Source organism: Rhodococcus sp. P-2 (genome assembly GCF_016598535.1).
Taxonomy (GTDB): domain Bacteria; phylum Actinomycetota; class Actinomycetes; order Mycobacteriales; family Mycobacteriaceae; genus Rhodococcus_F; species Rhodococcus_F baikonurensis.
The window spans coordinates 3,670,393-3,693,263 of record NZ_CP066779.1 but is presented as its reverse complement, the minus strand read 5'-3'; the positions used below and the strand labels follow the sequence as shown (position 1 = coordinate 3,693,263).

The 22,871-nt window shown below is 62.1% G+C and carries 24 protein-coding genes; 7 read left to right on the top strand and 17 right to left on the bottom strand.

Annotated elements, in window-relative coordinates; translation table 11 throughout:
• Window positions 1-5: 5 nt before the first annotated feature.
• The 10 genes from I7X09_RS17575 to I7X09_RS17525 form a co-directional block, all read right to left on the bottom strand.
• A complete protein-coding gene (locus tag I7X09_RS17575) occupies window positions 6-455 on the bottom strand; it encodes an RrF2 family transcriptional regulator (RefSeq protein ID WP_042446409.1) in 450 nt (149 codons plus the stop codon).
• Window positions 456-573: 118 nt separating this feature from the next.
• Window positions 574-1,704 carry a galactokinase gene (gene galK / locus I7X09_RS17570; RefSeq protein WP_200313141.1) on the bottom strand — a complete coding sequence of 377 codons (1,131 nt, stop codon included), beginning with the start codon at window positions 1,702-1,704 and terminating at the stop codon, window positions 574-576.
• Window positions 1,704-2,804, bottom strand: coding sequence for a galactose-1-phosphate uridylyltransferase (galT, locus tag I7X09_RS17565; RefSeq protein WP_200317893.1), 1,101 nt, complete (start codon window positions 2,802-2,804; stop codon window positions 1,704-1,706). The genes galK and galT overlap by 1 nt, the downstream gene beginning before the upstream one ends.
• Window positions 2,801-3,427: an SMI1/KNR4 family protein gene (locus tag I7X09_RS17560; RefSeq protein ID WP_200313140.1), complete on the bottom strand. Its 627-nt coding sequence runs from the start codon at window positions 3,425-3,427 to the stop codon at window positions 2,801-2,803. The genes galT and I7X09_RS17560 overlap by 4 nt, the downstream gene beginning before the upstream one ends.
• 21 nt (window positions 3,428-3,448) lie before the next feature.
• Window positions 3,449-4,033, bottom strand: coding sequence for a TetR/AcrR family transcriptional regulator (locus I7X09_RS17555; RefSeq protein ID WP_095972813.1), 585 nt, complete (start codon window positions 4,031-4,033; stop codon window positions 3,449-3,451).
• A complete protein-coding gene (locus tag I7X09_RS17550) occupies window positions 4,030-5,079 on the bottom strand; it encodes a saccharopine dehydrogenase family protein (RefSeq protein ID WP_095972812.1) in 1,050 nt (349 codons plus the stop codon). The genes I7X09_RS17555 and I7X09_RS17550 overlap by 4 nt, the downstream gene beginning before the upstream one ends.
• Before the next feature lie 53 nt (window positions 5,080-5,132).
• A complete protein-coding gene (locus tag I7X09_RS17545) occupies window positions 5,133-5,486 on the bottom strand; it encodes a VOC family protein (RefSeq protein ID WP_095972811.1) in 354 nt (117 codons plus the stop codon).
• A gap of 106 nt (window positions 5,487-5,592) precedes the next feature.
• Entirely contained in the window at window positions 5,593-6,327 is a 735-nt protein-coding gene (gene lepB / locus I7X09_RS17540; protein WP_200313139.1) for a signal peptidase I, read from the bottom strand.
• A gap of 84 nt (window positions 6,328-6,411) precedes the next feature.
• Entirely contained in the window at window positions 6,412-7,389 is a 978-nt protein-coding gene (locus I7X09_RS29765; RefSeq protein ID WP_442800575.1) for a transglycosylase family protein, read from the bottom strand.
• A gap of 219 nt (window positions 7,390-7,608) precedes the next feature.
• Window positions 7,609-7,800, bottom strand: coding sequence for a hypothetical protein (locus tag I7X09_RS17525; protein ID WP_143538729.1), 192 nt, complete (start codon window positions 7,798-7,800; stop codon window positions 7,609-7,611).
• A 499-nt stretch (window positions 7,801-8,299) separates the two neighbouring features.
• Here I7X09_RS17525 and I7X09_RS17520 point away from each other — a divergent pair, with 499 nt between their 5' ends.
• Complete coding sequence (locus tag I7X09_RS17520) at window positions 8,300-9,625, top strand: lipase family protein (protein WP_200313138.1); 1,326 nt, start codon at window positions 8,300-8,302, stop codon at window positions 9,623-9,625.
• Window positions 9,626-9,630: 5 nt separating this feature from the next.
• Complete coding sequence (locus tag I7X09_RS17515) at window positions 9,631-10,881, top strand: Tat pathway signal protein (protein ID WP_234036613.1); 1,251 nt, start codon at window positions 9,631-9,633, stop codon at window positions 10,879-10,881.
• 49 nt (window positions 10,882-10,930) lie between these two features.
• On the opposite strand, the gene I7X09_RS17510 is transcribed toward I7X09_RS17515, so the two are convergent.
• Together I7X09_RS17510 and I7X09_RS17505 are read right to left on the bottom strand one after the other, a co-directional pair.
• The gene (locus tag I7X09_RS17510) at window positions 10,931-12,307 is read right to left on the bottom strand and encodes a spinster family MFS transporter (protein ID WP_200313136.1); all 1,377 of its coding nucleotides are present in this window, start codon (window positions 12,305-12,307) and stop codon (window positions 10,931-10,933) included.
• Between the two features lie 51 nt (window positions 12,308-12,358).
• Window positions 12,359-13,234, bottom strand: coding sequence for an SGNH/GDSL hydrolase family protein (locus I7X09_RS17505; RefSeq protein WP_200313135.1), 876 nt, complete (start codon window positions 13,232-13,234; stop codon window positions 12,359-12,361).
• Window positions 13,235-13,370: 136 nt separating this feature from the next.
• On the opposite strand from I7X09_RS17505, the gene I7X09_RS17500 reads away from it, so the two are divergent.
• Both I7X09_RS17500 and I7X09_RS17495 read left to right on the top strand, forming a co-directional pair.
• The gene (locus tag I7X09_RS17500; RefSeq protein WP_200313134.1) at window positions 13,371-14,654 is read left to right on the top strand and encodes a PucR family transcriptional regulator; all 1,284 of its coding nucleotides are present in this window, start codon (window positions 13,371-13,373) and stop codon (window positions 14,652-14,654) included.
• Window positions 14,655-14,920: 266 nt separating this feature from the next.
• On the top strand, window positions 14,921-15,649 hold the full coding sequence (locus tag I7X09_RS17495; protein ID WP_166812686.1) for a YdcF family protein: 729 nt from the start codon (window positions 14,921-14,923) through the stop codon (window positions 15,647-15,649).
• 2 nt (window positions 15,650-15,651) lie between these two features.
• Here I7X09_RS17495 and I7X09_RS17490 read toward each other — a convergent pair whose 3' ends face one another.
• On the bottom strand, window positions 15,652-16,560 hold the full coding sequence (locus tag I7X09_RS17490) for an AraC family transcriptional regulator (protein ID WP_200313133.1): 909 nt from the start codon (window positions 16,558-16,560) through the stop codon (window positions 15,652-15,654).
• A 176-nt stretch (window positions 16,561-16,736) separates the two neighbouring features.
• On the opposite strand from I7X09_RS17490, the gene I7X09_RS17485 reads away from it, so the two are divergent.
• Window positions 16,737-17,429, top strand: coding sequence for an alpha/beta fold hydrolase (locus I7X09_RS17485; protein WP_124568092.1), 693 nt, complete (start codon window positions 16,737-16,739; stop codon window positions 17,427-17,429).
• Window positions 17,430-17,483: 54 nt separating this feature from the next.
• Here I7X09_RS17485 and I7X09_RS17480 read toward each other — a convergent pair whose 3' ends face one another.
• Window positions 17,484-17,915 (bottom strand): MarR family winged helix-turn-helix transcriptional regulator, encoded by a 432-nt coding sequence (locus I7X09_RS17480; RefSeq protein WP_095972800.1) that lies wholly within the window; start codon window positions 17,913-17,915, stop codon window positions 17,484-17,486.
• A gap of 148 nt (window positions 17,916-18,063) precedes the next feature.
• Window positions 18,064-18,732 carry a DsbA family protein gene (locus I7X09_RS17475; protein ID WP_200313132.1) on the bottom strand — a complete coding sequence of 223 codons (669 nt, stop codon included), beginning with the start codon at window positions 18,730-18,732 and terminating at the stop codon, window positions 18,064-18,066.
• Window positions 18,733-18,872: 140 nt separating this feature from the next.
• Here I7X09_RS17475 and I7X09_RS17470 point away from each other — a divergent pair, with 140 nt between their 5' ends.
• Entirely contained in the window at window positions 18,873-19,700 is an 828-nt protein-coding gene (locus I7X09_RS17470) for a helix-turn-helix domain-containing protein (RefSeq protein WP_200313131.1), read from the top strand.
• Here the strand turns inward: I7X09_RS17470 and I7X09_RS17465 are convergent.
• Together I7X09_RS17465 and I7X09_RS17460 are read right to left on the bottom strand one after the other, a co-directional pair.
• Window positions 19,687-20,682 carry an ABC transporter substrate-binding protein gene (locus tag I7X09_RS17465; RefSeq protein ID WP_124568094.1) on the bottom strand — a complete coding sequence of 332 codons (996 nt, stop codon included), beginning with the start codon at window positions 20,680-20,682 and terminating at the stop codon, window positions 19,687-19,689. The genes I7X09_RS17470 and I7X09_RS17465 overlap by 14 nt on opposite strands.
• A gap of 6 nt (window positions 20,683-20,688) precedes the next feature.
• Window positions 20,689-22,083, bottom strand: a complete 1,395-nt coding sequence (locus I7X09_RS17460; protein ID WP_095972797.1) for an MFS transporter — start codon at window positions 22,081-22,083, stop codon at window positions 20,689-20,691.
• Between the two features lie 119 nt (window positions 22,084-22,202).
• Here I7X09_RS17460 and I7X09_RS17455 point away from each other — a divergent pair, with 119 nt between their 5' ends.
• A complete protein-coding gene (locus I7X09_RS17455; RefSeq protein ID WP_200313130.1) occupies window positions 22,203-22,865 on the top strand; it encodes a TetR/AcrR family transcriptional regulator in 663 nt (220 codons plus the stop codon).
• The last annotated feature ends 6 nt before the right edge of the window (window positions 22,866-22,871 follow it).

The following is a 22,871-nucleotide window of genomic DNA, read 5'->3' as shown; positions in this document are numbered from 1 at the left end:
GTTGATCAGCCTGCTTCGTCGCTACGAGTGGTGAGGCGAAGCAGAACAGTTTTGGACGGCTGTCGGATGACGTCCTCGATCGTGACGGCGTCGAGCGAGACGAAAAACGCTTCCTGAGCGTCACGCAATGCACTCCGAAGGAGGCAACCACCGCGCAGTGGGCATGGTTTGTCGCCTTCGCAGTCGACGACTTCACCCGGGCCTTCGAGGCGTCTGGCCAGCCAGCCGATGGTGGCGGTGCGGCCGAGTTCGGTGATGGAAAGTCCGCCGCCGCGGCCGCGCCTGGTTGTGACGATGCCCAACTCGCCGAGCCGTGTAACCACTTTGGTGGCATGGGAGTACGACACGTTGAGCTGCTGCGCAACATCCCGAGTGCTGGGGGAGGCATCCGCGTCGAGTACGGCCAACCGCATGACGACGCGCAATCCCAGATCGGTGAACTGCGTCAGTTGCATGATCTGAACCTACATAATTCGCATCTGAGATGACTATTTATGTGAGAGGGATCTCGAGGGCCCCAACCGGAGCGAACGGTACGTTTGGCGCCCTCAGTGCGCCGAACGTACCGTTCGCTCACAATCGGGTGGCCGAACCTCCGGCAGTTGCGCTGAGAAAGTGGGGTGCTCGCCAACCTCGCGCCGCAAACTCGCGGCTCACCGACCCGATGACCTCCGCACCGCTTCCTTCCGGAACCAACGCTATGGCCGAGCCTCCGAAGCCGCCGCCGGTCATCCGTGCGCCGATCGCACCCCCGCGTCGTGCTGCGGCAACGGCGACATCGAGTTCTTCGCACGAGACCTCGAAGTCGTCACGCAATGAAGCGTGAGAGTTGTCGAGCAGCTCTCCGATGTCGCTGAATCTGTTGCTGCGTAGGAGTTCTGCGACCCTTCGGGTTCGTTCGATCTCGGTCACGACGTGCCGCGCCCGCGCTCGGAGGATCGGGTCTCGCACTGTCTCGGCCTGGTTTGCAGTAGCCTCTCGCAAACTGTCGACGCCGAGAGCTGTAGCTGCATCGAGACATTGAGAGCGTCGCAACCCGTACTGTCCGTCCGCGAGCGAGTGCTTGACCCGAGTATCGACGACGATCAGTTCGAAACCCGCACCGTGGAGGTCGAACGGGATGGGTTCGGTGGACCCGTCCTGGCAGTCCAGCAGGAGCGCGGTCGACGGCTGAGCAAAGAGGGCAATTGTTTGATCCATGCCGCCGGTCGGTGCCCCGACGCCCTCGTTCTCGGCTCGGATACAAGCTTGCACGAGCTGGTCACGGTTGAACGGTGAATCGTGAAGTTCGTTGACGGCCAACGCAACCGAGCAGGTGAGGGCAGCGGAACTCGACAGCCCGGCTCCGACGGGTACCGACGAGTCGACTGCCAGATCGATTCCTCCGAGTGGGAGGCCTTCGAGCGCAAGAGACCACAGAACGGCTGTTGGGTAGGCGGCCCATCCTGCTGCGATGTCGCCGACGGACCCGGTGTATGTCTCGTCGGATTGCCGGCTGTGCACGCGGACGACGCCGTCGCTGCGCAGTGCGACAGCAACCAGTGTTCGCTGCTCGAGAGCGACCGGAAGGCACAATCCACCGTTGTAGTCCGTGTGTTCACCGATAAGGTTGACTCGACCAGGTGCCGCCCAAACTCCGGTTGTCGGATACCCGCAGGCGTCGATGAACTGGTGGAGCACAGATTCTTTCGAGACGGCCTCCACTATTTCAACTCCCGTAGTCGGGCCGCCACTGCCTCGGGAATGGCGTCGTTCACCCAGGCGCCCATGGCGGACTCGGACCCGGCGAGGTATTTGAGTTTGCCCGGCGCGCGCAAGATCGAGAACAGCTGAAGATGCAGTCGACTCAGAGGTCGGTCGATGCGGACGGGAGCTTGGTGCCAGGCAGCGATGTACGGTACCCGGTCGACGCCCGGATAGAAGCGATCGACACGGCGCAGGAGATCTTGGTAAACGACCGCGAGTTCTTCGCGCTCTTCGTCGTTCAGCGAGGGAAGGTCCGGGATGTCGCGATGCGGTGCCAGGTGGATCTCGATGGGCCATCGTGCGGCGATCGGGACGTAGGCGCTCCAGTGATCGCCGTCGTAGATCAACCGGGTCCCGTCCTCGCGCTCGGACGCCAGAACATCGGCCAGTAGTGAGCGCCCGGTGCGCTCGAAGTGTTTGTCCGCTTGCGTCAGCATCGATCGGGTGCGTGGCGTGACATACGGGTACGCGTAGATCTGTCCGTGCGGGTGGGTGAGCGTCACTCCGATTTCTTCGCCGCGGTTCTCGAAGCAGAAGACTTGTTCCACAACCGGATCCGCTGACAACTCTTCGGTCCGAGAAATCCAGGCACCCACAATCGTGCGCATGCGTTCGAGCGGAAGTTCGGCGACGGACGCCGTGTGATCGCTCGAGAAACACATCACTTCGCAGTGGCCGAGGGCTGGGCGATCCCCCGGGCCGTCTCCGGTGCCGGGGGCGCCATCCTGCGGTGACGACGCAAAGCTCGGAAACCGATTCTCGAACACCGCGACGTCGTAGTCCGCGTCGGGTATTTCTGTAGGCGTGCGTGTTTCGTTGGTCGGGCACAACGGGCATTCGGCAGTGGAGGGGAGATGGGTCCGTGTCATGCGATGGGAGGCCACGGTGATCCACTCGCCGGTGAGCACGTCGTACCTCATTCGAGACGAGTGGTCGAGTGTCGGCAGTTCGCGGGTATCTCGCGCAGTGTGGTCGCGGGCACGGCCGGCGTCGTCGAAGTAGAAGATCTGACGCCCGTCGGCAAGGGTGCGGCGGGTCGGGTTCCGCTCCGACGTCATGCGTCGACTTCCCATTCCAGAACACCCTTGCTGACAACGGGTTTCCAGACTCCGATCGTGGACCCTGTCTCCAACGCAGCGGCATGGGCGGCCAGCATGACCGAGATGGACGCCCAGATCGGCCCGCCGTTGTCGGTGGCGTCCGACGCGTACTCCGTCACACAATGATGGAGTGCGCCGTTGCGCGTGTCCACGAAGTAGTGGTACTCGTCCAGTCCGGCAAAGGGAATGAACGAGGGGATGAACATGGTTGCGGCAGTGCCTGCGTCGCGTCGATCGTGTCGATCCATCTCGTCCTCGGCATAGAGGTCGGGATTCTCGTAGATCGTCTCGTCCCACGTTTCGAGGAGAGTGAGACGCACTTCGGTTGCGACGTCGATGGGGTAGAAGAACTTGTCGGGGAGCACGCTGCCGAGGAAGAGTCCCGTCCGGTCGTCGTGGGTCAGGCTGCCGTTGTGCACCCGGTACAGGTCGCGAAGTTCCTGGGGCCACGTGACGCCGGTCGAGGCTTCGAATTCCTCGACGACGGCGTCACCGAGCCCTGGTTGAAACGCTGCAGCCGTCACCGGTGCGTGAGTACGGCACCACGCTTCGATTCGGCTCCATTCGTTTGCAACGCTCATGGGCTTTACGATACGTCCGAGTCAGGACCCGTGAATCAGGTACTGGAGCGTGTTCACCAGCTTTCGGTCCGAAGCCTCGGACTTTCGGCCGGTGATTCCCGAGCGGAGAACGGCGGAACCCTCGAGCAGGCTCACGATGGTCTGGGCCGTTGCGCTGAGGTCCACCGCATCCAGATCCGGTTGTGCACACGCAACAGCGCGCTCCACGTGTGCGATGTACTGCGCGTAGAAGTCTCGAACCACCACGGCCACTTCCTCGTCTGCCGCAGCAATCGCCCATACTTCGACGTACAAGCGCACTGTTGCCTCGTCGTCCTGTTCTCCGAGCAGGACTGCGATGAAGTGTTCGGATTCCTCGCGGGACAAGCTCTGATCCGTATCGGTGACGACGGCAAGGCGATCCAGTGAACGGGTCAATGCACGTGACATCACTGCGCGTATCAGATCTGCGCGGGTGGGGTAGTAGTGCTGCAGATGCCCCACCCGCACGCCGGCCGCGGCTGCGAAATCGCGCATTGCCGAGTTGGCATTGCCCTGCGTGGTGAGGACCTGTTCTGCTGCGTCGAGAAGTGCTGCCGCGCGGGCGGCACCCTTGGAGGGGGTCATGCCCGCAATACTGCCACCCCGAAGTTCTCCAACTCGGAGACGGTGCTGCGCGGGTTCGGAAGCGACTCGGGGAAAGCAACTCCCGGCCGAGCATCGCCGCTCGAGGCGCGCCTGACGGCGAGCGCGCCGCCCACCGCGGTGAGGTGAGCCTGTCCCTGCGGATCTACGATCGTTGCGCTCGTCGTGCCCCTCGGACCGGTGACGTCGATGCGTACTTGCGCACTCCCGCCCTTGCCGGGCGAGTACAGGAGTCCACGTCGTAGGGGTGTGAAGCGGTCGCCGCGACCCCAACGAAACAGGCCCACCTTCTTGGCGGCAAGTAGGGCGGTGGTGGATGCATTCGAACTGAAACCGATTCGAGTACTGGCAGTTTCGGTGCCCAATGTCATGGGAAATGTGAATTGTTCCGGAGTGTCGATTCTTCCGACCTTGGTACGAGAACCGGGAAAGTCGATCCAGCGTGTATCGGTCAACGGGCTGACGGTGATCGGGTTGCCGTTCTGCATCACCTCGAAATCCTGGCCGAGGCGATCGATGAAGTCGACGGAGTCGAGCCCGGCAATATCGTTGACGTCGTAGCGAATCGAGACGTCGACGGTGGTTGCGCCACCGAGTTCCTCGGCCAATGCTGCGGTGACGATGTTGGTGACGCCGCCCATCCATCCGGACGAGAGGTACACCGGTGCCTTCGGCGACATCTGGCCGGCCAGAGTGGCGGCGCGAGCGACGCGGGATGTCCAGCGGGTGATGTCCACGTAGGGAATTCCGGCCTCGACGGCGGCGGACAACACACGATCGTGGGGATCGTTGACCGTCGACACGACCGCGCGTACCGACGCGTCGAAGGGCGTCGGGTCGAGGAGGTCCCAACGACGAACGGAGGCGCCGTGACGGCGAGCCAGTTCGTTGCCGCGCTCGGGGGTGCGCCCGGTGAGGAGCAGCGGGAAGTCTGCGGCGAGCAGGGCGGTCAGAGCGCTGCCCACGGTTCCGTATCCGCCGGCCACGAGGATCGGGCCGTCGGCTGAGTACTGCAATGAATCGGTCATGCACTCAACTCTAGGTCAAATGACCTAAAACGTCGAATGGCGTTTTCGAGTGCTCAGTCCCGGTGTCGCACGATGTTGACGACGTTGCCGTCGGGTGCCCGGACGAGGAATCGGCGAACACCCCACTCTTCGGTCGTGATGGGGTGCACGATTTCGTAGCCGAGCTTTCGCGCCTCTTCGTAGGCGCCGTCGACGTCATCCGTGTGGACGGAGATGACCGAGTCTTCGGCCGCGGTGGCGTCGTGCGTGACGAGCTGTACGTGCGCGCCGGTGTGGGGGGAGGTATAGCGAGCGACCCATCCCAAGTTGAACTCTTCGGTGCTCAGGCCGAGATAGTCGGAGTAGAAGCTACTGGCGGTTCCGACATCGGCGACTTTGAGATTGGCGGTGATGCGTCGTGTACGCATGTGGTTCTCCTACCTTCGGCAACAGATGTGCTCGATGATCGTCCGAATGCGGAGTCGTGTCGACTGTGTAGTCCGAAGATGCGGGCTACCTGCTTGATTCGATCTGTCACTGCGGATCGAACGAGCTCACAGTTCCCCACCGTGAGAAGGGAAGGACGACCAGTTGAACCTTGCCGATGACATTGTCGATCGGCACCATTCCTCTGTGTTCGTCATCGAGATGGAAACGTGAATCCTTCGAATGGGCACGGTTGTCGCCCATTACCCACAGGTTCCCGTCGGGAACGGTGATCGGGCCGAAATGTATTCCCTGACAAGGGATGCCGTTGCCCGAGATGCGATTGTCGATGTACGGCTCCGTCAGCGGCTCGCCGTTCACTCTGAGCCCCTCTTCCTCGGACAGGCACTGTACGGTTTGGCCTCCGACCGCGACAACCCGCTTCACGAGGTCGTTTTCGTCCGGGGGGACCAAGCCGACGACGGACCCGAGTCCCTGAAACGCTCGAACCACCGAATTGTCGGATCGAATGGATCGATACTCGTCGTTCCAGGATTCGGGCCCTTTGAACACGATTACATCCCCCGGCTGCGGATCCCCGAATCGATAGCTGATCCTGTCGACGAGGATCTTGTCGCCCGTGCATCCGGTGCATCCGTGCAGCGTCGGTTCCATGGACTCGGACGGGATCAGAAATATGCGTCCGACGAAGTTCTGAATGACGACACTCAGAACCAGGGCGACGACAACGAGAATGAGAATCTCACGCCACAGTGGACGTTTTCTCGGATGACCAGCCGTCGTCGATTCAGTCGAGCCTTCGTGGGCGTCGGATTCCGTCACACTTCCGACAATAGATGCCGCCACCAGTCGCCGACCCGATACGCACCTTCTCGGTTCGTGCGACTACCTGTAGTCGGCCATGCTTCAGAATTTGATCACATCCCCCACGAATATCCGGTCGGGATCGGCGATCCAGGCATTAGCAGCCCAAACATCCTGCCAACGAAACCCTTTCGCAGAGGCCAGGTTGGACAACGTATCGCCCGCGGACACGGTCACCGCGTCGCCCGCTGCTGTGTCGCATGCTCCCGCCGATTTCAGGAAGCCGACAGGATCGACAGCGTCGCCGTTGTGAATGCGGATATGAAGATGCGGACCGGTCGAACTCCCGGTGTTGCCCGTAGCGCCGATCTTGTCACCGACCTCGACATGATCGCCTTCGCTCACCCAGGTTTCGGAGAGGTGTCCCATCTGGATCTGTTCGCCGGTGTTCGCTTCCAGCTGGATGTAAGTTCCGTATCCGCCGGGATCGTACGGTCCGGCAACTGAGATCGAGCCCGAGGTCGGGGCATGGAGCACGGTCCCCACATCGACCGCGAAATCCGTACCGTCGTGCCCAGGATGGAATCCCTGGGAGATGATCCCGTCGACCGGCCATTCCCACCTGCATATGTTGTCGGCCTGCGGTGCCGCCGGTGCCATCTGGAGAGCCTCGGCGGACTCTTCGGTCGATGGAGTCCGAGTGGACGAATCTGGGGTGGTGCCACCCCAGCCGAGGTAGGCGCCACACACCGGCCATGCACCGATGCCCTGAGCTGAGAGGGTTGTCTCCGCAGCCGCGACTTGATCGGCAACCGACGCCATGTCGGCGCGAGCCGGTGCACCCTCCGGTTTGTATGCGTCCCACGTCGACTGTGTGAACTGGAGCCCTCCGTAGAAGCCGTTGCCGGTGTTGATGTTCCAGTCTCCGGAACTCTCGCACATGGCCACTTGTGACCAATCGTGTGCGCTGGCTACGCCCGTGTCGACGATTGCGCCGGCAACTGTGAGAGCGCCTGCTCCCGCGGCTATCGTGACGAACCGTGCGGTGTGAGAACGATTGTTTCTCCGGTGATTTCCCATGATTGTTTTCCTTGATCGGTCTGACGGACAGCGATTGCGGTTCGACGTGCGGCTGGTGTGTTGCGCAACGCGTTTCGCGAAATCGTCAGTGCTGACATGTGATTGAGGCGGACGGTGTGTGAAGGTCCTGGCTTCGACGTCATGATTTCGAGGCATGGCAAGATTGGCCGCTCTTCGCGATCGCCGACAACGGCTCAATGGCCCGGTGGCATACCTGTTTTACGGACCGACGCAGTACGGATACCGACGCAGTACGACCACCGACGCAGTCGGCGCCGATTGGTGCCGCTTGAAGGCAACTGGCTGCCGTGTCCCGGTCGTCGGCGATTCGATACCGGGCGGATACAGGTAGCCGAACAGGCCATTCGGCCCGTGTGCAGCCGAGCGCAGATTGCCATGCTGAAGCAACACCGAAACAGGATCGCTGTCGATCCCCGAGCTTGCGGCACGCCGGCGCCACATTGAACGAATGGCGCACCCTTTTGAGGGAGATGTGTCGCGCCCCAAGGGTCGCGTTCTGCGCCCGGGGATGAGCCCTCCTGCGGTATCCGGAGAGTTGGATACTGCAGGAGGGCATTCTCTTGCCGTAGTGGACGTCTTGCCGTAGTGGACGCCGAAGACAGCGTCAAGTCCGCCGCCTGTTTTTCGCCGTCTGTCGACAAGGGCGCGTGGTGACCAGGGCGCATTGTCAGCACGGCCGTCGCGACGACATAGCGGGTGGCCGTCGAACCAGTCGGGGGCGATCAATGGTTCGAGCCGAAACACTCACAGCAGACTTGCCGAACAGGTGCCGTCAGCCTGTGCCCGATCGAGGTATTCAGCCAAGGGATCGGTGCCCGACTTGTCTGTTAATGCAGGTGAATGGGAGTGTAGGGGTGCTCATTACCCGAAAGTAAGGAACCCGTGAACGATGTTTGACTCGACGTGGCGACGGTGGTCATGGCGCGCCGGAACGGCATCGGCCCTGGCAGTGGCCTTGTTTGCGGTGGGGTCGCCGGCTGGTGCGCAGGAGACCGTCGACCTGGCCGACGTGTTCAACCCGTTGGTCGTGAAGGCACTTCAGGGCGCCGACATCTCGACCGAACTGACTCCACTCGGGCTCTCGTCCGACGATCCGTGGTTCGACGAGCCTGAAATCGAGCCCGGCACCGCCCCAGGGACTCTTCTCAAGGCGCGTCCGGTGAGCGTTCAGGTTTACCAGGTACGCCCGGACGTCGTTTCGGCTCACCAGCTCATGTACACAACCACTGATCATTTCGGTCGACAGGTGATCAGCACCGGGATTCTGATGATCCCCGAGGACGGCACTGCACCAGGTGAACGCAAGATCATCGGATACGCCGAGGCGAACGACAGCCTGGGCGCGAACTGCGCGCCCAGTCATCAGTGGACCGGTGGAAACCAGAGCGACCCCGCGATGTTCTCGGCGCTCGGCCCGGTGGCGCAGATGTTCGGTCACGGCTGGGCAGTGATGATGAGCGACGTCGGCAACGACGGCGACACGGCTCCTCACCCGTTCTCGATCGGACAGTTCTCGGGCAAGGCGACGCTCGACGGTGTGCGGGCAGCGCTCGCGCTTCCTGAAGCCGGCCTCGAATCGGATACACCTGTGGGTATCTACGGCGTCGCCGGAGGCGGTGTCGCAGCAGGTTTTGCCGCGGAACAGGCGCACGACTACGCGCCGGAACTGAACGTCCAGGCCAGTGCCATCCAGGCGATGATGATCGATCCGGCAACGTTCGAGGAGACGGCGGCCGGAGGGATCGGTTCGGGATTCGTCTTCTCGAGCATTCTCGGATTCGACGCGGGTTACCCCGACATCCGTCTCGATGATCACCTCACTCCGATCGGGCACAACGTGGCCGGCGCCTTCCGCGCTTCGTGCCAGGCGCTGTACCTCGGGCTCCCGTTCGTTCCCTTCGACGTCCTGCTCACCAACCCGGCTCCCCGAACGATCCCGGCCCTGGCGGCGGCGTACGCGGACAACACGTTGGGAAAGCAGGCGCCGGCTTCCAAGCTTCTGATCTCCTCCTGTGAGGACGATTTTCTCGTCCCCTTCAGCGAGGCAGAACAATTGGCGCAGACGTATCGCACAGGCGGTGCAGACGTGGACCTGATCCCCTCGCAGTGCGGGCCGCTCGATTACGTGACCAATCTCTACAAGACGGTGACCGATCAGTTGGGTATGCAGGACATTGCCTGGTTGGCAAAGACCTTCGACGAAGCCGAAGGGTGATGAGCATGCGGAAGTCTCTGACGCGCAGGGATTTTGCGCGCGCAGTTCTCGTCGCTTCGGCAGGTATCGGAGGTGCGGTCGTACTGGGAAGCCGGGCGTCCGCGGGCACTGGTGACCTGGACAGGTACCTCGACCTCGAAGCAGTGAACGCAAACGCCGAAGCAGCGGGCGGTCTGCATCCGCTACTCCCGTCGGATTCCGCGACGCTGCGGAGTCTGGTCGATGCTGCCCGAGCGTCGGGTGTAGACCCGTACCGCTATCAGACCCTCCTCAAGCAGTACTGGCTCGCAGTGGGAACTGAATCCGCAGGTATCGATCTCGCGTCGTGGACGCCGTTCGACGGGGTACACGCGAATCTCGGAAACCTGACCAACACTTTCCAGTTCTACGAGCGACTCCAACTCGAGCATCGAGAACTGCAGTGGGCAGGTATGGGCGGAATGGTCGGGCCCGCTTTCGCCGGTGGCCTGCTCGACTTGGACTACGGGCGAGTGGTGTTGGAAGTCCAGGCGATCAGCGAAGCGATGGCACTGGTGTGGCGAGAGGTCGACCGCGTCGGATCGCCGATCACGACGTCGATGGGAGCGCCCGAGGACATCGCGGCGCTCCTCCAGGTCGGCCACGAGATTCGTCCCGAGGACGTGATGTGGTTCCAGGGCAAGGTGATCGCGATGAGCAAACACATCTTCTCGGATCTGATTCCGATGCACATGGCGTGGGTTCACGACGGCGTCGACGGCATTGCCGAACTCGATCGTGCGGGGCTGCTCGACGAGAACGCCCGTACCGCGTGGACCAACATCGCATCGGGGACACCGGAGGCGGTGTTCGACGGCAACGTGCGTCTGCTGCGGCGGGAGCAGTACCAGTCGGTGGGTGATCAGTGGGACGAGGCAAAGGCCTACCGTGGCAGCGTCGGTCGCTCGTTGACTTACCTGACCACCTTCGCCGCATCACCGTCCATGCCGGGCGTCGTGCCGCCGCGTGAGTCGAACCCACTCTCGTTCGCGGCGGGCAATGCCGTTGTGAAAACACCGCTTCCGGACTTCAACTGGGCTGACCGGGGCGGTCGTTGGACCTACATCAACGATCAGTTGCTCCCGGTCTACAACAACTTGATGAAGAATCAGCCGGAACTGTGGCGATCGACGCTGGCGGCGCCGGTGTCCGTTCGGATTACCGAGCAGCGAATGATCGCTCGCTTGCCGGACATGCTGCGGTCCGTGCTGTCGACTCTTGCGATCACGGTGAACTGACTTCGGTGGCGGGGCTTCGGGAGCCCCGCCACCGCCGTGAGCTAGTTGATCAGGCCTGGCTCAGTTCTGCTTGCATGCGCGCGGAGTCCTTGCCGACGGTGCGCGTAGCCAGGTAGATGAATACCGCGGTGAGTGCCAACATGATCGGCACGAGATACATTGCCGAGTTCAGCCCGTCGCCGGCGTACTGAGCCAATTTTCCGGTACCGGCGTCGGCAAGCGCACGCTTGGCGAACCAGTCCGAAATCGCGCCTACAGCAACAGGTCCCGAGAACCCGCCGAGAAGATACATGGCAGCGAAGAACAGTGCTGTCGCAGTGCCGCGAAGCCTGGGAACCACGACATCGTGAATTGCAGGGTAGACGCTGATGTAGAAGCCGTAGGCCAGAAGCCAACCGGCCGAGAACAAGAGCGTGAACATCACGACGCTCCCGCCGTGTTGCAGAAGTGCCAACGCCGTCAAAGGCGCTGCCAATGCCGAGGTTCCCACGCCGATCATCAAGCGTGCCCGCGGTGAGCGTGCGCTGGCCTTGTCTGCGTACTTGGCGCCGAGAACCAATCCGATCAGGCCGGTGATACCGACGATGATGCCGGTGACCGACGCTGCAGCAGTCAGTTTCAGGTGGTACTGGCGCATCAGAAGCGGGACGACGAACGAATTGACCGCGTAGGCAGCGAAGTTGAAGGTCAGTCCGGCAAGGATGAGCCAGCGGAGCGTGGGAATTGCAAGCAGGCGACGGATCGGTCGCGTGATCGGTGCCTGTGACACAGCGGCTGCGCGGGCCTCCGGACTTTCGGAACCACCACGAACCGGATCTGCCATGCGGTAGAGGACAACTGCCAGAAGGACACCGGGAATCGCGGCGAGGAAGAACGGTGCCCGCCAGCTGTCGAAGGCCTCTGCGATCTTGCCGACGGTGAAGTACGCGAGCATCAGACCGATCGGCAAGCCGAGCATGAAGACGCCGAGAGCACGCGAGCGTCGTTCCGCCGGGTACATATCGCCGATCATGGAGTTTGCCGCAGGTGTGAACGTCGCTTCGCCGACGCCGACACCCAGACGCGCAAGGATGAACAGCACGTAGCTGCCGGCGGCACCGGTTGCTGCCGTCAGGCCGCTCCACACCAGGAGGCCGATGCCGATGATCTTGGGTCGGTTCTTCGTGTCGGCCAACCGGCCCAGCGGCAGCCCGGCGATCGCGTAGACGAGGGTGAAGGCAGAGGTGATCAATCCCAATTGCAGGTCGCTGAGCGAAAACTCGTTCTTGATCGGCTCGGCGACGACCGAGGGGATCGCCCGGTCGAAGAAGTTGAGCATGTTTGCGAGAAACAGTGCGACGAGTGTGCCGCCGAGCAGTTTGTCACGGGTTCCGACGGGGGCGCCGTCGACGGACGGCAGCGGTGGAGCGTCTCGTTGAATTGACATGGTTGTTCCACCCTTTTCGCGAGTGCTGAATGAATTGTGCTGGGGAGGGGCTCAGGACAGAGCGTCGGCGACGGCGTTGCCGATGGCTTGCATTCCGGCTGCGGTGGGATGCAGTGGAACCGCCGGCTGGTTCGGGACGATTCCGGTGTAGAACGCGGTTGCCGGATCCGTGCAGATGTCATGTCCGGCAGTGGCTTCGGTGATGTCGATGTACTCGACGTCGTGACGGGCAGCGGTCGCTGCCATGACAGTGTTGCCGTAGTCGATCACACTCTGGAGATAGTCGGCGTCGCGAGGCCAGAACGGTTGGGTGCCGGGGCATCCGCCGGTGGCGATGTATGTCCCGTATCCGATCACGACGATGCGTGCCGATGGCGCACCGTCGCGAACCGATTCGATCATGGAACCCCAACCCGCGGAGGCATTTTCGATCATGTGTCGCTGCTGATCTACGCCACCCGCGGTGAACTTGTCACGGCAGGAAGTTCCGGTGGGTTCGGGAAGTGGATTGACACAGCTGAGAACTGTCGGGAACAACGAGATGTCGTTGGCGCCGATGGTGATGGTGACGAGGTCGGTGTCAGGACCCAATGCTGTTGCCTGCGGCGGTACTTGACCGGAGAACGTCGGTTGTGCGGTGTCCGTGACGTTGGCGGATCGCGCCGACGAGCAGGTCACGTCCGTGAGTTGAGCGCCGAGTCTTTGCGCCACTACGGAAGGGTAGTTGTCGAGTGATCGTAGGCAGCCCGGCGACGACGAGTCCTGTGCGTTTACCAGTGGGCCGGCCGCCGCGGAATCGCCGAGTGCGACGTACTGGACAACACTGTCCGACGTCTCGGCGCTCGACACACCGGTCCCGATGGCGGCGATCGAACCGGCAGCGACGACGCCTGCCAGAATGGCTGCGCTGCGCGTCTTCAACGTCACTCGAGGCTCCTATTGGTCGAAAGTGAGACTTCCAGTTACGCCACCGATTGTGAATTCGAGAGTGGCGTGGGTTACATAGTGATAGGAAAAAGGCAGGTCGGCCTTGTGATGGCAATTCAATTCTGTGGAGGGTTTTGTGTCTGTGAACAAAGAACTGCCGTTCGAGCCGATATTGGTTGGCGGCAGATCTCTGGCCGATCGCTTGGCGCAACGCACCCATCCGCTGGTCATGGCGACGGTCGACCTGGTTCACCGCGACGTCACCTTCTACCGGTTGCTCCCGGACGAGGCGTTGCGTAACGACGTCACCACTATCGTGAGGCGAAACCTGGAACTGTTCATCTCGATGCTCCGGACGGGCGCAGATCTGGCGCCCGAGTTGCTCGCCGACATCAGTGAATCGGCTCGTCAACGGGCGCAGGAATTGGTTCCGCTCGGTGAGGTGCTGCGCGCATATCACCTGGCCGCAGGGTTGTGGTGGGAGACGATCAGCGAATGGGCGGTTCCGGAAGACGGTGTTGCACTTGCGCGCACCGGACGACTCTTGAATGCATACACCGCGGCCTCCACGTCCGCGGTTCTGGCCGGCTACGGTTCCGACCACGCCACCCAGACGGACGAGGATTCGGCGCGAAGGTCGCTGTTCGTAGCACTTTCGACGGGTGTCGATGTGGATCGAGTCTCCGACGAGGTGGGGATCAGGTTGGCGCGCCTGTACTGGGTGGTGGCGCTGCACGTCGAGCGGAACGACGACGAGTCCTCGACCGAGGTGGATACTGCCGTCGCGGAGCGGAGAAAGGTGCGCCACCTGCAACGCGAACTGGATCAGGTGGGGCGGGACAAAGCCCTCGGAGTGCTCGGGAGCAGTGGCGGAGCCGTGCTGATCCCTATCGTGGAATCGGAACCTGCAGAGGGAAACTGGGCGTCGAGCCCGCAGTATCTGGCGCTGTGTCGACGGTTGGGGGATCTCGAAAAGGTGATCGGTGCGTCCACAGTGGCCGCCGTACATATCGCCGCACCGGTCGCAGTTCCTGCAGCCGTGACTCAGGCGCGCGAGGTGCTGAACGTCGCCCGAAAGTACGGACGCACCAGTGGCGTAGTCCGTCTCGAAGATCTTGCAGTCGAGTACCAACTGACGCGGCCCAGCGCTGCCCTACCGATACTGGCAGATGTGTTGTTGCCGTTGGAGTCCGATAGTGCGGTACTCGAGACGCTCGAATCTTTCATCGACTCCGGATTCGATCGAGCCGCCACCGCCCGGCAGCTACACGTACATCCGAACACAGTGGTGTACCGCCTGCGGAAGGCGAGTTCCCTGACGGGACTTGACCTGTCGTCGCCGAAGGATCTCGTGCGCGTCACCATGGCGCTGGGAGCGCGCCGCGCAATCGGCATCGAGGCGGACGCTTCCCGAACATGACGCGTCTGTGGTTCTCGGTGAACGAGCCGGAGGGCTGGAGATCCGGCCGGGAGACATGGCCAGGGGGATCGGGCGACCAGGAACACCTGGATGCAACATCGTGATCTGGGACAACCAATTGTTGCCGTTCAGCGTTGTCGACCTTCTCGGTGACGCTGCTGCTCAGATAGGTAATGAGGCGGGCGCGTCGATTCGAGATGCTGGTAGATGACGGTTTCGAATCCGAATTGTTGCCCAATATTTATGTTTAGTCTGTGTGACGGTCAGTGAACAGTAAATTTGAGTCAAATGATGCAATCGCGGCCAAATATTCGTTACCGTGGGCTGGACAATCGACAATCTGGGGGTTCGGCTACATGGCAAATGTTCGCAGGTCTGTGACGAAGGGTTTGATCGCTGCTTCGGTAATCGCCGCAGCTGGGGTGGGTCTTTCGCCGGCGACGGCGAGCGCCGACATCACACCGACAACGGTCGTCAACGGAATCTTGTCGACGGTGGGTGGGTGCCAAACACCGGTGCGGTCCCTCATTCTTGCCTGCACGAGCGCTGAGACGCTGACGCGCCAGTCGCCTGTCCTGCTCGACCTCAACCCGGTGGGCACCAACATCGTCGTCTTGGGTGCCGGCCTCTTCGATGACGGCACGATGCGTCCCATGCTGGTCGACCGACTTCAGGCGGCATTGCAGCTGGCTCGTCAGTACCCGCAATCTCCGATCATCACGAGCGGTGGGGCTCCGAAGGCCGGAGTGACCGAAGCCAGGGCGATGCGTGAGTGGCTGGTTGCCAACGGCGTCGACCCGGGCCGGATCACCGAAGAAGGAACGTCGTGGTCGACGGTGGAGAACGCGCTCAACTCTGCGCGGATTCTCGCCGATCGAGGCGCGACCGGCGTGGTTGTGGTCTCGAGCGCCAATCACGTGGAACGTGCGATGGTGGATTTCCGCGTTGCGGTTCTCGGCCGGATTCCGGTCGCCGGTGTAATCGCTGCGACCTGACGTCAGTGATTGTGGAAGTTGGATTTTCGCCAGTTCAACGGCGAGGCGTCGAATCGTCGACGGAAGGCGCGGCTGAACGCGGCATCGGATTCGTAGCCGACAGTTACCGCAATGGTTCCGACCGGCTCGGTAGTTTGCACGAGTAGTTCGGCCGCGCGGTCGAGTCGGCGTTCGGTGATGTAAGCGCCGGGCGTCTGACCGACCAGTCGCGAGAATCGCTCCGCGAAAGACGATCTCGACAGCGTGGACAGTGTCGCCAATTCGTCGATGCTCCAGTTGCGAGAGGGGTCGTTGTGGACGGCCTCGAGCGCCTGCCCGATTCGTGGGTCCATTGCGGCGGTCAGCCATCCGCCGTTCGAGCCGTCCGCCCGTGCCCACGCTCTGAGTATCTGGACGAAGAGAAGGTCGAGAATTGGGGAAACCATCACGGAGGAACCAGGTCTCGGATCGTTCACCTCCTCACTCAACAGGCGACTGCTCACCTCCAGCCACTCGACCGGGGTCGACTGTGTCGGACGCAGTTCGACGAAGTCCGGTAGAACCGAGAGCAGTCGCTGAGCCGCAACGTCGTCGAGTGTGAAAGTTCCGAAAAGCCACCGTGTTTCGGTTCTCGGGAGGACCGGAACCGCATTCTCGATCGTATGTGCGTGCCCATGGGGTAACAGTACGAGTTCCCCTGGACCGAGTTCGATCGGTTCCTTTCCGTGGGTTCTGATCACTATGTCACCGCGCTCGGCGATGTGAAGTGCTCGTACTCCCGCCGGCACCTCCACGGTGAAGTTCTCACTGTGGACGCAGCGATGAATCTGATCGCCGCGAAGGTGAACGACTTCGAGAACATGCGAGAGGGTGTCCCGGGTTCGGGTCTCGTCGGTGGTGGGTACGTACCGCTGTGAGGATGTCGTCGTCATGGGTCGGCCACTCCGGAGGTCTCGAACATTTCGGTGTTTCTGCATAAAAACTTGGCAATCTGGTCATGGTTATTGATCCAGGATCCCCTTAACGTGGGTAACAGGCAAGGCGAGTTTTCGGAGGCTTGCCGATTGTCGGAGTGCTCGTTCCCACTGCGTATCTGAAGGAGTTGGTCATGGCAGAGAAGGTAAACATCGTTCTGGTGCATGGAGCGTGGGGAGACGGTTCTCATTGGCGTCACGTCATACCGACTCTCCATAACGCCGGGCATCGGGTGATCGCGGTTCAGAATCCACTTACTTCGCTGGCCGCCGACGTGGACCGCACCAGGAAGTTGGCCGAATCGATGGACGGCCCGACGCTACTGGTCGGGCATTCGTACGGCGGTGCGGTGATCACAGGCGCGGGTCATGCGGAAAATGTTGTGGGACTGGTGTATATCGCTGCCTTCGCACCGGACGAGGGGGACAGTCTGGGGAGCATCTTCGCTCGCACTGATCAGCCTGCGGGAGCGGCGAACATTGCGCCGGACGCCGAGGGCTTCCTGTGGATCACCCCGGACAAGTTTCAGGAGAGTTTCAGTCAGGACCTCGACGATACCGAGGCATTGGTCATGGCGCTGACGCAGAAACCCATTGCGGGTCAGTGCTTCTCGGATCCATCAGGGCCGCCGGCGTGGCGTGGGAAGCCGAGTTGGTATCAGGTTTCCGGGCAGGACCGAATGATTCCTCCCGAGACCGAGCGTTGGATGGCAGAGCGCATCGGTGCGCGCGAGATCGAGGAACTCGACGCGGGTCATGCATCGTTGGCGTCACACCCGCACGAGGTAACCCAGTTGATTCTGCGTGCTGCGGCACAAGTGTCGTGACGGGGTAATGCGTCCGGCCATTCGAGTCGGCTGTTCTGCGCGACTGCTCCGGTATCAGTCTTTGGCCTGAGCGAGGCGACGCAGGAGAGCGGTCAGCGTGATGACGTCGTCGGTGTCCCATTTGGCCAAGCGAGCACGCCAACGGTCGATTTGCTGGTTGCGGTAAGTCGTGAGCTTCGTTCGTGCTTCGGGCGTCAGCGCGACCAACTTTGCGCGGGCATCGTCGGGATCGGGGATGCGTTCGACCAGGCCAAGTCTGGCCGCCGCATCGATCTGCCTGGTCAGCGTCGACTTCTCGATGTTGAGTATCGAGATCAGGTCTGCCATCCGAACGGCGTCGGACCGGCTCAGGAGCACCAGAACGTGGTACAGAGCGGGGTCGAGTTTGGGATGAATCGCCCGCGCATCGTCTCGCGAGCGCGCACGTCCCTTCTGCCACATGTCGGTAAGTTCCATCTCCAGGCCGGTGATCGGATCTGAAACCACAGGTTTTCCTCCCCTTGGTGCAATTTGTTCCGATGTTCATCAAACCAGAACTGGAGGGTGTGTGAATTCGGTGGACTTGCGCTGAGCGAACGGTACGTTCGGCGCACTGACGGCGCTGAACGTACCTTTCGCTCGGGAAGTGAGTGGATCAGGCCACGGCATACGCCCGCACGCACGTGTTCAGGTCGCGGGTGAGATCGGCCGCCGTACTGGTCGGAGAACCGAACTTCACGACTGACCCGTCGCTCCCGTGGAACAGCAGCGTCGGAAACGACGTGGCGCCGAGCGTGCGTGCACGGACGAAATCGGCGCGGGCGGCGTCCTTCGACGCGGTGGTGAACAGGGAGGACATTGCGGCAGACGGGTCGAGTCCGAGTGACTTCGCGATGGCTCGGTAGGTCTCGGGATCGGAGAGGCTGTGTCCGTCTCGGTAGAAAGCGATCTGCATGGCCTCCGCGACGTCGAGTGCGCGTGTCGGGTCCTGTGCACGCAGCGCGGCGAGTCCGATCGCAGCATCCGTCGAATCCATGACGAACCGTCCGTCAGACACCAGTTGTGAATATCCGTCACCGAAGACGGCGCCGGTCTGGGCTGCGATTGCGGCGTTGGCTGCTTTCAGGTACGGAGCCGAAGACATGGGTACGACGCGCTCACCGGTGAACAGTCCGCCGCTGACCACGGACACGTCGACGGAGTCGGCATTTTGACGGACGAACTCCGTCAACGCAGGGCCGAAGCCGAAACACCACCCGCAATAGGCGTCGAAGACGTAGGTGAGTTGCGTCTTGCCTGCTGTTCTCGAGCGTGATGTCTGCACTGGAGGATTCCTATCCGAGCGTGAACTGATTGATACTCTGACGGTATGTCGCATTCGGGTATTCGGTCACGGTGAAGATGAGTCCCGAACTAGTGAAAAACAGACAAGTGCCCGTCCGGGACGTCGGGTACGTATCTTCGGTGGCGGATGCGACCGAGATCGAAGTTCTCAGCCTGGACACCATTCGCGTCAACGGGGGAAGCGCAGAGTTCGTCGGCCCCCAACGTCCGCAGTTTCACTTGCTCGCGCTGGTGACCGACGGTTCGGCGCTACACACCATCGACTTCGTGAACTACGCGGTGAGCCCGGGGACTGTGTTCTGGGTCAGGCCGGGGCAGGTGCAACAGTGGGGTCGAATCCAGGATTTCGAGGCGACGGTCGTTCTGTTCACGCCCTCCTCGCTCGACGCCGCCAGTCAGCAACTGTTGGACGGAAACTTTCGTAGTAGGCAGGCAGCGTGGCAGTTGTCCGGCGAGAACCTCGAGACCATCAGCACGGGTATGAAACACCTGAACCTGAACTACGCGTGTCCGGATACTTCCGCGCCGGCCGTTCGCGCGGCGATTCTGCGGCACACGCTGACGGCAATTCTGTTGAAACTGACCCATCTCGGCGGGCAGGAGCAGAGTTCGGTGCTGGCACACAATGACGTGTTCGAAAGGTTTCATGCCGCTGTCGAACGTGACTTCGCCACGGTACGTTCGGTTTCGGAGTACGCCAACACGATCGGGTACTCCGAGAAGACCGTATTACGAGCTACCCGATCCGCTGCCGGGATGACCGCGAAGCAGTACATCGATCAGCGAGTGGTGCTCGAAGCGAAACGATTACTGTCTTTCGGTACGGACACGGTCACCCAGGTGGCGTCGAAGCTGGGGTTCGACGATTCTGCGAACTTCACCAAATTCTTCGCCACCCGGGTGGGTGTTTCTCCGCTGACCTTCCGTCAGGACGTCAGAGCGCGCTGAACGCCGCCCATCGCGCGTCGGCGCTGTCGAGCGTTCCGATTCCGCTCTGCCCCTTGCCATGTGCGATGCCGTCCAGATCCTGGATGATCCAGTAGATGGCGAAGGGATGGCTGCCGAACCAGAGATCACCGCTGACGTCCAGAGCGTGCGCAGGATCGGGTGTCAGGTTGTCGAACAGCGGAGTGTTTCGCACGACGGACGCGTCGTACTGCTGCCCGGAAAGTACGGCGACGGTCTGCGCCGCATGTTCGGGCAGGAGTTCCGGTGAGACGGGTGAAATCGTGCCGGTGTCTTGATTGTTGGTGGCGTTGACTTCCGATACGGGCCTGGTGAATCCTGCCTCGGTGACGAGGGTGGAGATGGGAGTGGTCGGTGGCACCGTGAACAGGTTCCCGCTGTAGCCGAGCAGTATCGCAAGGCTCTGGCCTCCCGCCGCGGTCTTGACGTCGTCGAGACCGGATTCCAGCTTTCCGATCATGGCGGTTGCTTCGCTGCCTCGATCGAGCTGTGCCCCAGCTTGTTCGAGAACGTCGCGCCACGGTGCCGAGTAGGGGAGGACGAGGGTTGGTGCCACGGCGTTGATCTGAGCGAACAGACTCGGCAGTGGACCGGCATTGCTCATCAAGATCTCGTCGGGCTCGACCGACGCGATCTCCTCGACGGCCGGGTTGGCGAAGAAGGTCGGCTTGTCGAGAACTTCGACGCCCTGCTCGCGCAGAATCGATTTGGCGACGTCCGATCGCAGGGTGCTGTAGACGACGGTGGGCTTGACGCCGAGTGCGAGTGCACTCAGACCTGCATACTCGTCGAGAGCGAGAATGCGCTGCGGTGATGCGGGGACCTCGACGGTGCCGAGTTCGTGTGTGACGGAGCGAGTTGCGGAAGGGGCGTCGGACTCGGCGGAGCTGCTGCACGCGCTGGCGCCGGCAACGGTGAGGAGAAGCGCCGAGACGATGCCGAATGCGGTTCGGGTGGTGAACATCTGAGGTCAACGATCCATTCGTGGGAAGAAGAAGGACAGGAGGGTGCCGGCCAGCAGGAGGCCGGAGCAGACGAAAAGGGCTTGGGAGTATCCGGAAACCAGTGCTTCGGTCGGCGCACTGCCCGAGCGTGCCGTCGAGGAAGCAGCGACGCTCACGAGAACGGCCAGTCCGAGTGAACCGCCGATCTGACGCGACGTGCTCAGTAGCCCTGATGCCATGCCGACCTCTTCGGGAGGAGCGTCGGCGGTGGCGACGTTACTGAGCGGCATGAACGACAGGCCGATGCCGATACTTGCCAGAAGCGAAGGCACCAGGATGACGGCCCAGAAGGGACTGTCGAGGTTCATGGTCGAGAAGATGAACGTCCCGACTGCTGCGACTGCTGTTCCGACGACGAGCAGTGGCCGGACTCCGTAGCGCGGAAGGAGTTTGGTGGAGGCGAGGATGCCGATCACCAGGCCGAAACAGAAGGGCAGGAAAGCCAGGCCGGTGGTGGTCGGTGAATAGCCCAGTCCACGTTGCAGGAAGAGCGAGACGAAGAAAAACGCGCTGAATTGTGCCGCACACACCAGGCACATGATGGCGTTGGCCAGACCGATTCGGGGGCGAAGCAGGGTGGACAGTCGTACCAGTGGTGTGGCGCAGCGGCTTTCGACCACAACGAAGGCCGTCAGCAGAGCGATCGTCAGCGCGAATCCGCCCAGCACGTAACTCGAAGTCCAGGAATGTGATTCAGTGGCGATGACGGTGCCGACAAGGGCGGTGATTCCGGCCGTCGCCAAGATGGCGCCGGGGAGATCGAGGGAGCCGCCTCTGGCGGCCTGGCCGGCCGGCAGGCCACGGGCACCGGCAACTGCGGCGATCAGTGCGACCGGTGCGCCGGCGAACATCACCCATCGCCAACTGAGTCCTTCGGTCAAAATGCCACTCAGAACGACGCCCAGTGCGCCGCCGAGTGCTGACGACATTGCGCCGATGCCGAATGCCTTGGCCCTGGCACGTCCGGTGGGAAAGGCCTGACTGAGGGCGGCGAGCCCGGCCGGTGCGATCATCGCGGCACCGACGCCTTGAAGCGCCCGAGCTCCGACAAGCATTTCGGCGGACCCCGAGAAAGTCCCGATGATGCTGACGAGCGCAAACAGCAGCAGCCCGGAAACCAGAACGCGACGAGTGCCCATCACGTCGCACAGACGGCCGCCGAGAAGCAGCAGCCCGCCGAAGGCCAGGGCGTACGCGTTGACGACCCAGGACAACCCGGCGTCGGAGAAGTTCAGCGATTCCTGGATGTCCGGCAATGCGACGTTGATGACCGACATGTCGAAGGCCACCAGGAACTGCGCTGCCGCGGCGGCGGTGAGGACCAGAGCAGGCGCGGCTACCGCCCTCGTTGTTGTTGTCATTGCAGGTACCTAATTTGTATACGCGTTCTCATAAGTAGTTAGGTTTACCTTGCTGACGATCGAGATGCAAGGGGTTCCCCGGGGGAGAGCGTCGTAGCGGGAACGCGCACAATCGACGAATGGCCGAAAAGATGGAACCGAGATCCCCGCGGCTCGGACGTCCCCCGACTATCACGTCGGAGCAGATAGTCGAAGAAGCGAAACGGCAACTTCAGTCCGGCGGCGCCGACGCGCTGAGCATGCGAGCACTGGCGAAGTCGCTCGGCACCACGCCGATGGCGCTGTACCGGCACGTGGGCGACAAGGAACAGCTGATCAGCGCGGTTCTCGACGTGTACTCACAAGACCTCGGCTCTCTGGTCCTGCCACAGGATCAGGTCGAGCGACTTCGCACGATCTTCACCGCGATCTTCGAAACACTCGCATCGGAGCGTTGGATCATCGAGCTGCTTCAGCGCGGTGGGCGTGGTGGGAGCGGTGCCGTGGTTTTGGTTGACCGGGCCATGGCCGCGTGTGTCGAACTCGGCATGTCGCCGCGTCGCGCTCTGCTGGTCTATCGAGCGCTGTGGAACTACACACTCGGCGCACTGCTCAACATCTACGACACCGCCGCGCGACCGGAAGGCAGTGTGTCACATCTCGCGGTCAAGATCCGAGAAATCGGGCCCGAGAAGCTGCCGGTACTCAGTGAGGTGCTCGAGGACTGGCCGGGAGGGACGACGACCGAGAGTTACCTGGAAGGTCTCGAAGTCTTGATCAGCGGATACGTGAATTCCGACTGAGTGGGC

Coding starts and splice junctions, on each gene's coding strand:
- I7X09_RS17575 (WP_042446409.1), bottom strand. CDS start 455: ATGCAACTGACGCAGTTCACCGATCTGGGATTGCGCGTCGTCATGCGG.
- galT (WP_200317893.1), bottom strand. CDS start 2,804: ATGACGTCGGAGCGGAACCCGACCCGCCGCACCCTTGCCGACGGGCGT.
- I7X09_RS17560 (WP_200313140.1), bottom strand. CDS start 3,427: ATGAGCGTTGCAAACGAATGGAGCCGAATCGAAGCGTGGTGCCGTACT.
- I7X09_RS17555 (WP_095972813.1), bottom strand. CDS start 4,033: ATGACCCCCTCCAAGGGTGCCGCCCGCGCGGCAGCACTTCTCGACGCA.
- I7X09_RS17550 (WP_095972812.1), bottom strand. CDS start 5,079: ATGACCGATTCATTGCAGTACTCAGCCGACGGCCCGATCCTCGTGGCC.
- I7X09_RS17545 (WP_095972811.1), bottom strand. CDS start 5,486: ATGCGTACACGACGCATCACCGCCAATCTCAAAGTCGCCGATGTCGGA.
- I7X09_RS29765 (WP_442800575.1), bottom strand. CDS start 7,389: ATGGGAAATCACCGGAGAAACAATCGTTCTCACACCGCACGGTTCGTC.
- I7X09_RS17520 (WP_200313138.1), top strand. CDS start 8,300: ATGTTTGACTCGACGTGGCGACGGTGGTCATGGCGCGCCGGAACGGCA.
- I7X09_RS17515 (WP_234036613.1), top strand. CDS start 9,631: ATGCGGAAGTCTCTGACGCGCAGGGATTTTGCGCGCGCAGTTCTCGTC.
- I7X09_RS17510 (WP_200313136.1), bottom strand. CDS start 12,307: ATGTCAATTCAACGAGACGCTCCACCGCTGCCGTCCGTCGACGGCGCC.
- I7X09_RS17490 (WP_200313133.1), bottom strand. CDS start 16,560: ATGACGACGACATCCTCACAGCGGTACGTACCCACCACCGACGAGACC.
- I7X09_RS17485 (WP_124568092.1), top strand. CDS start 16,737: ATGGCAGAGAAGGTAAACATCGTTCTGGTGCATGGAGCGTGGGGAGAC.
- I7X09_RS17465 (WP_124568094.1), bottom strand. CDS start 20,682: ATGTTCACCACCCGAACCGCATTCGGCATCGTCTCGGCGCTTCTCCTC.
- I7X09_RS17460 (WP_095972797.1), bottom strand. CDS start 22,083: ATGACAACAACAACGAGGGCGGTAGCCGCGCCTGCTCTGGTCCTCACC.
- I7X09_RS17455 (WP_200313130.1), top strand. CDS start 22,203: ATGGCCGAAAAGATGGAACCGAGATCCCCGCGGCTCGGACGTCCCCCG.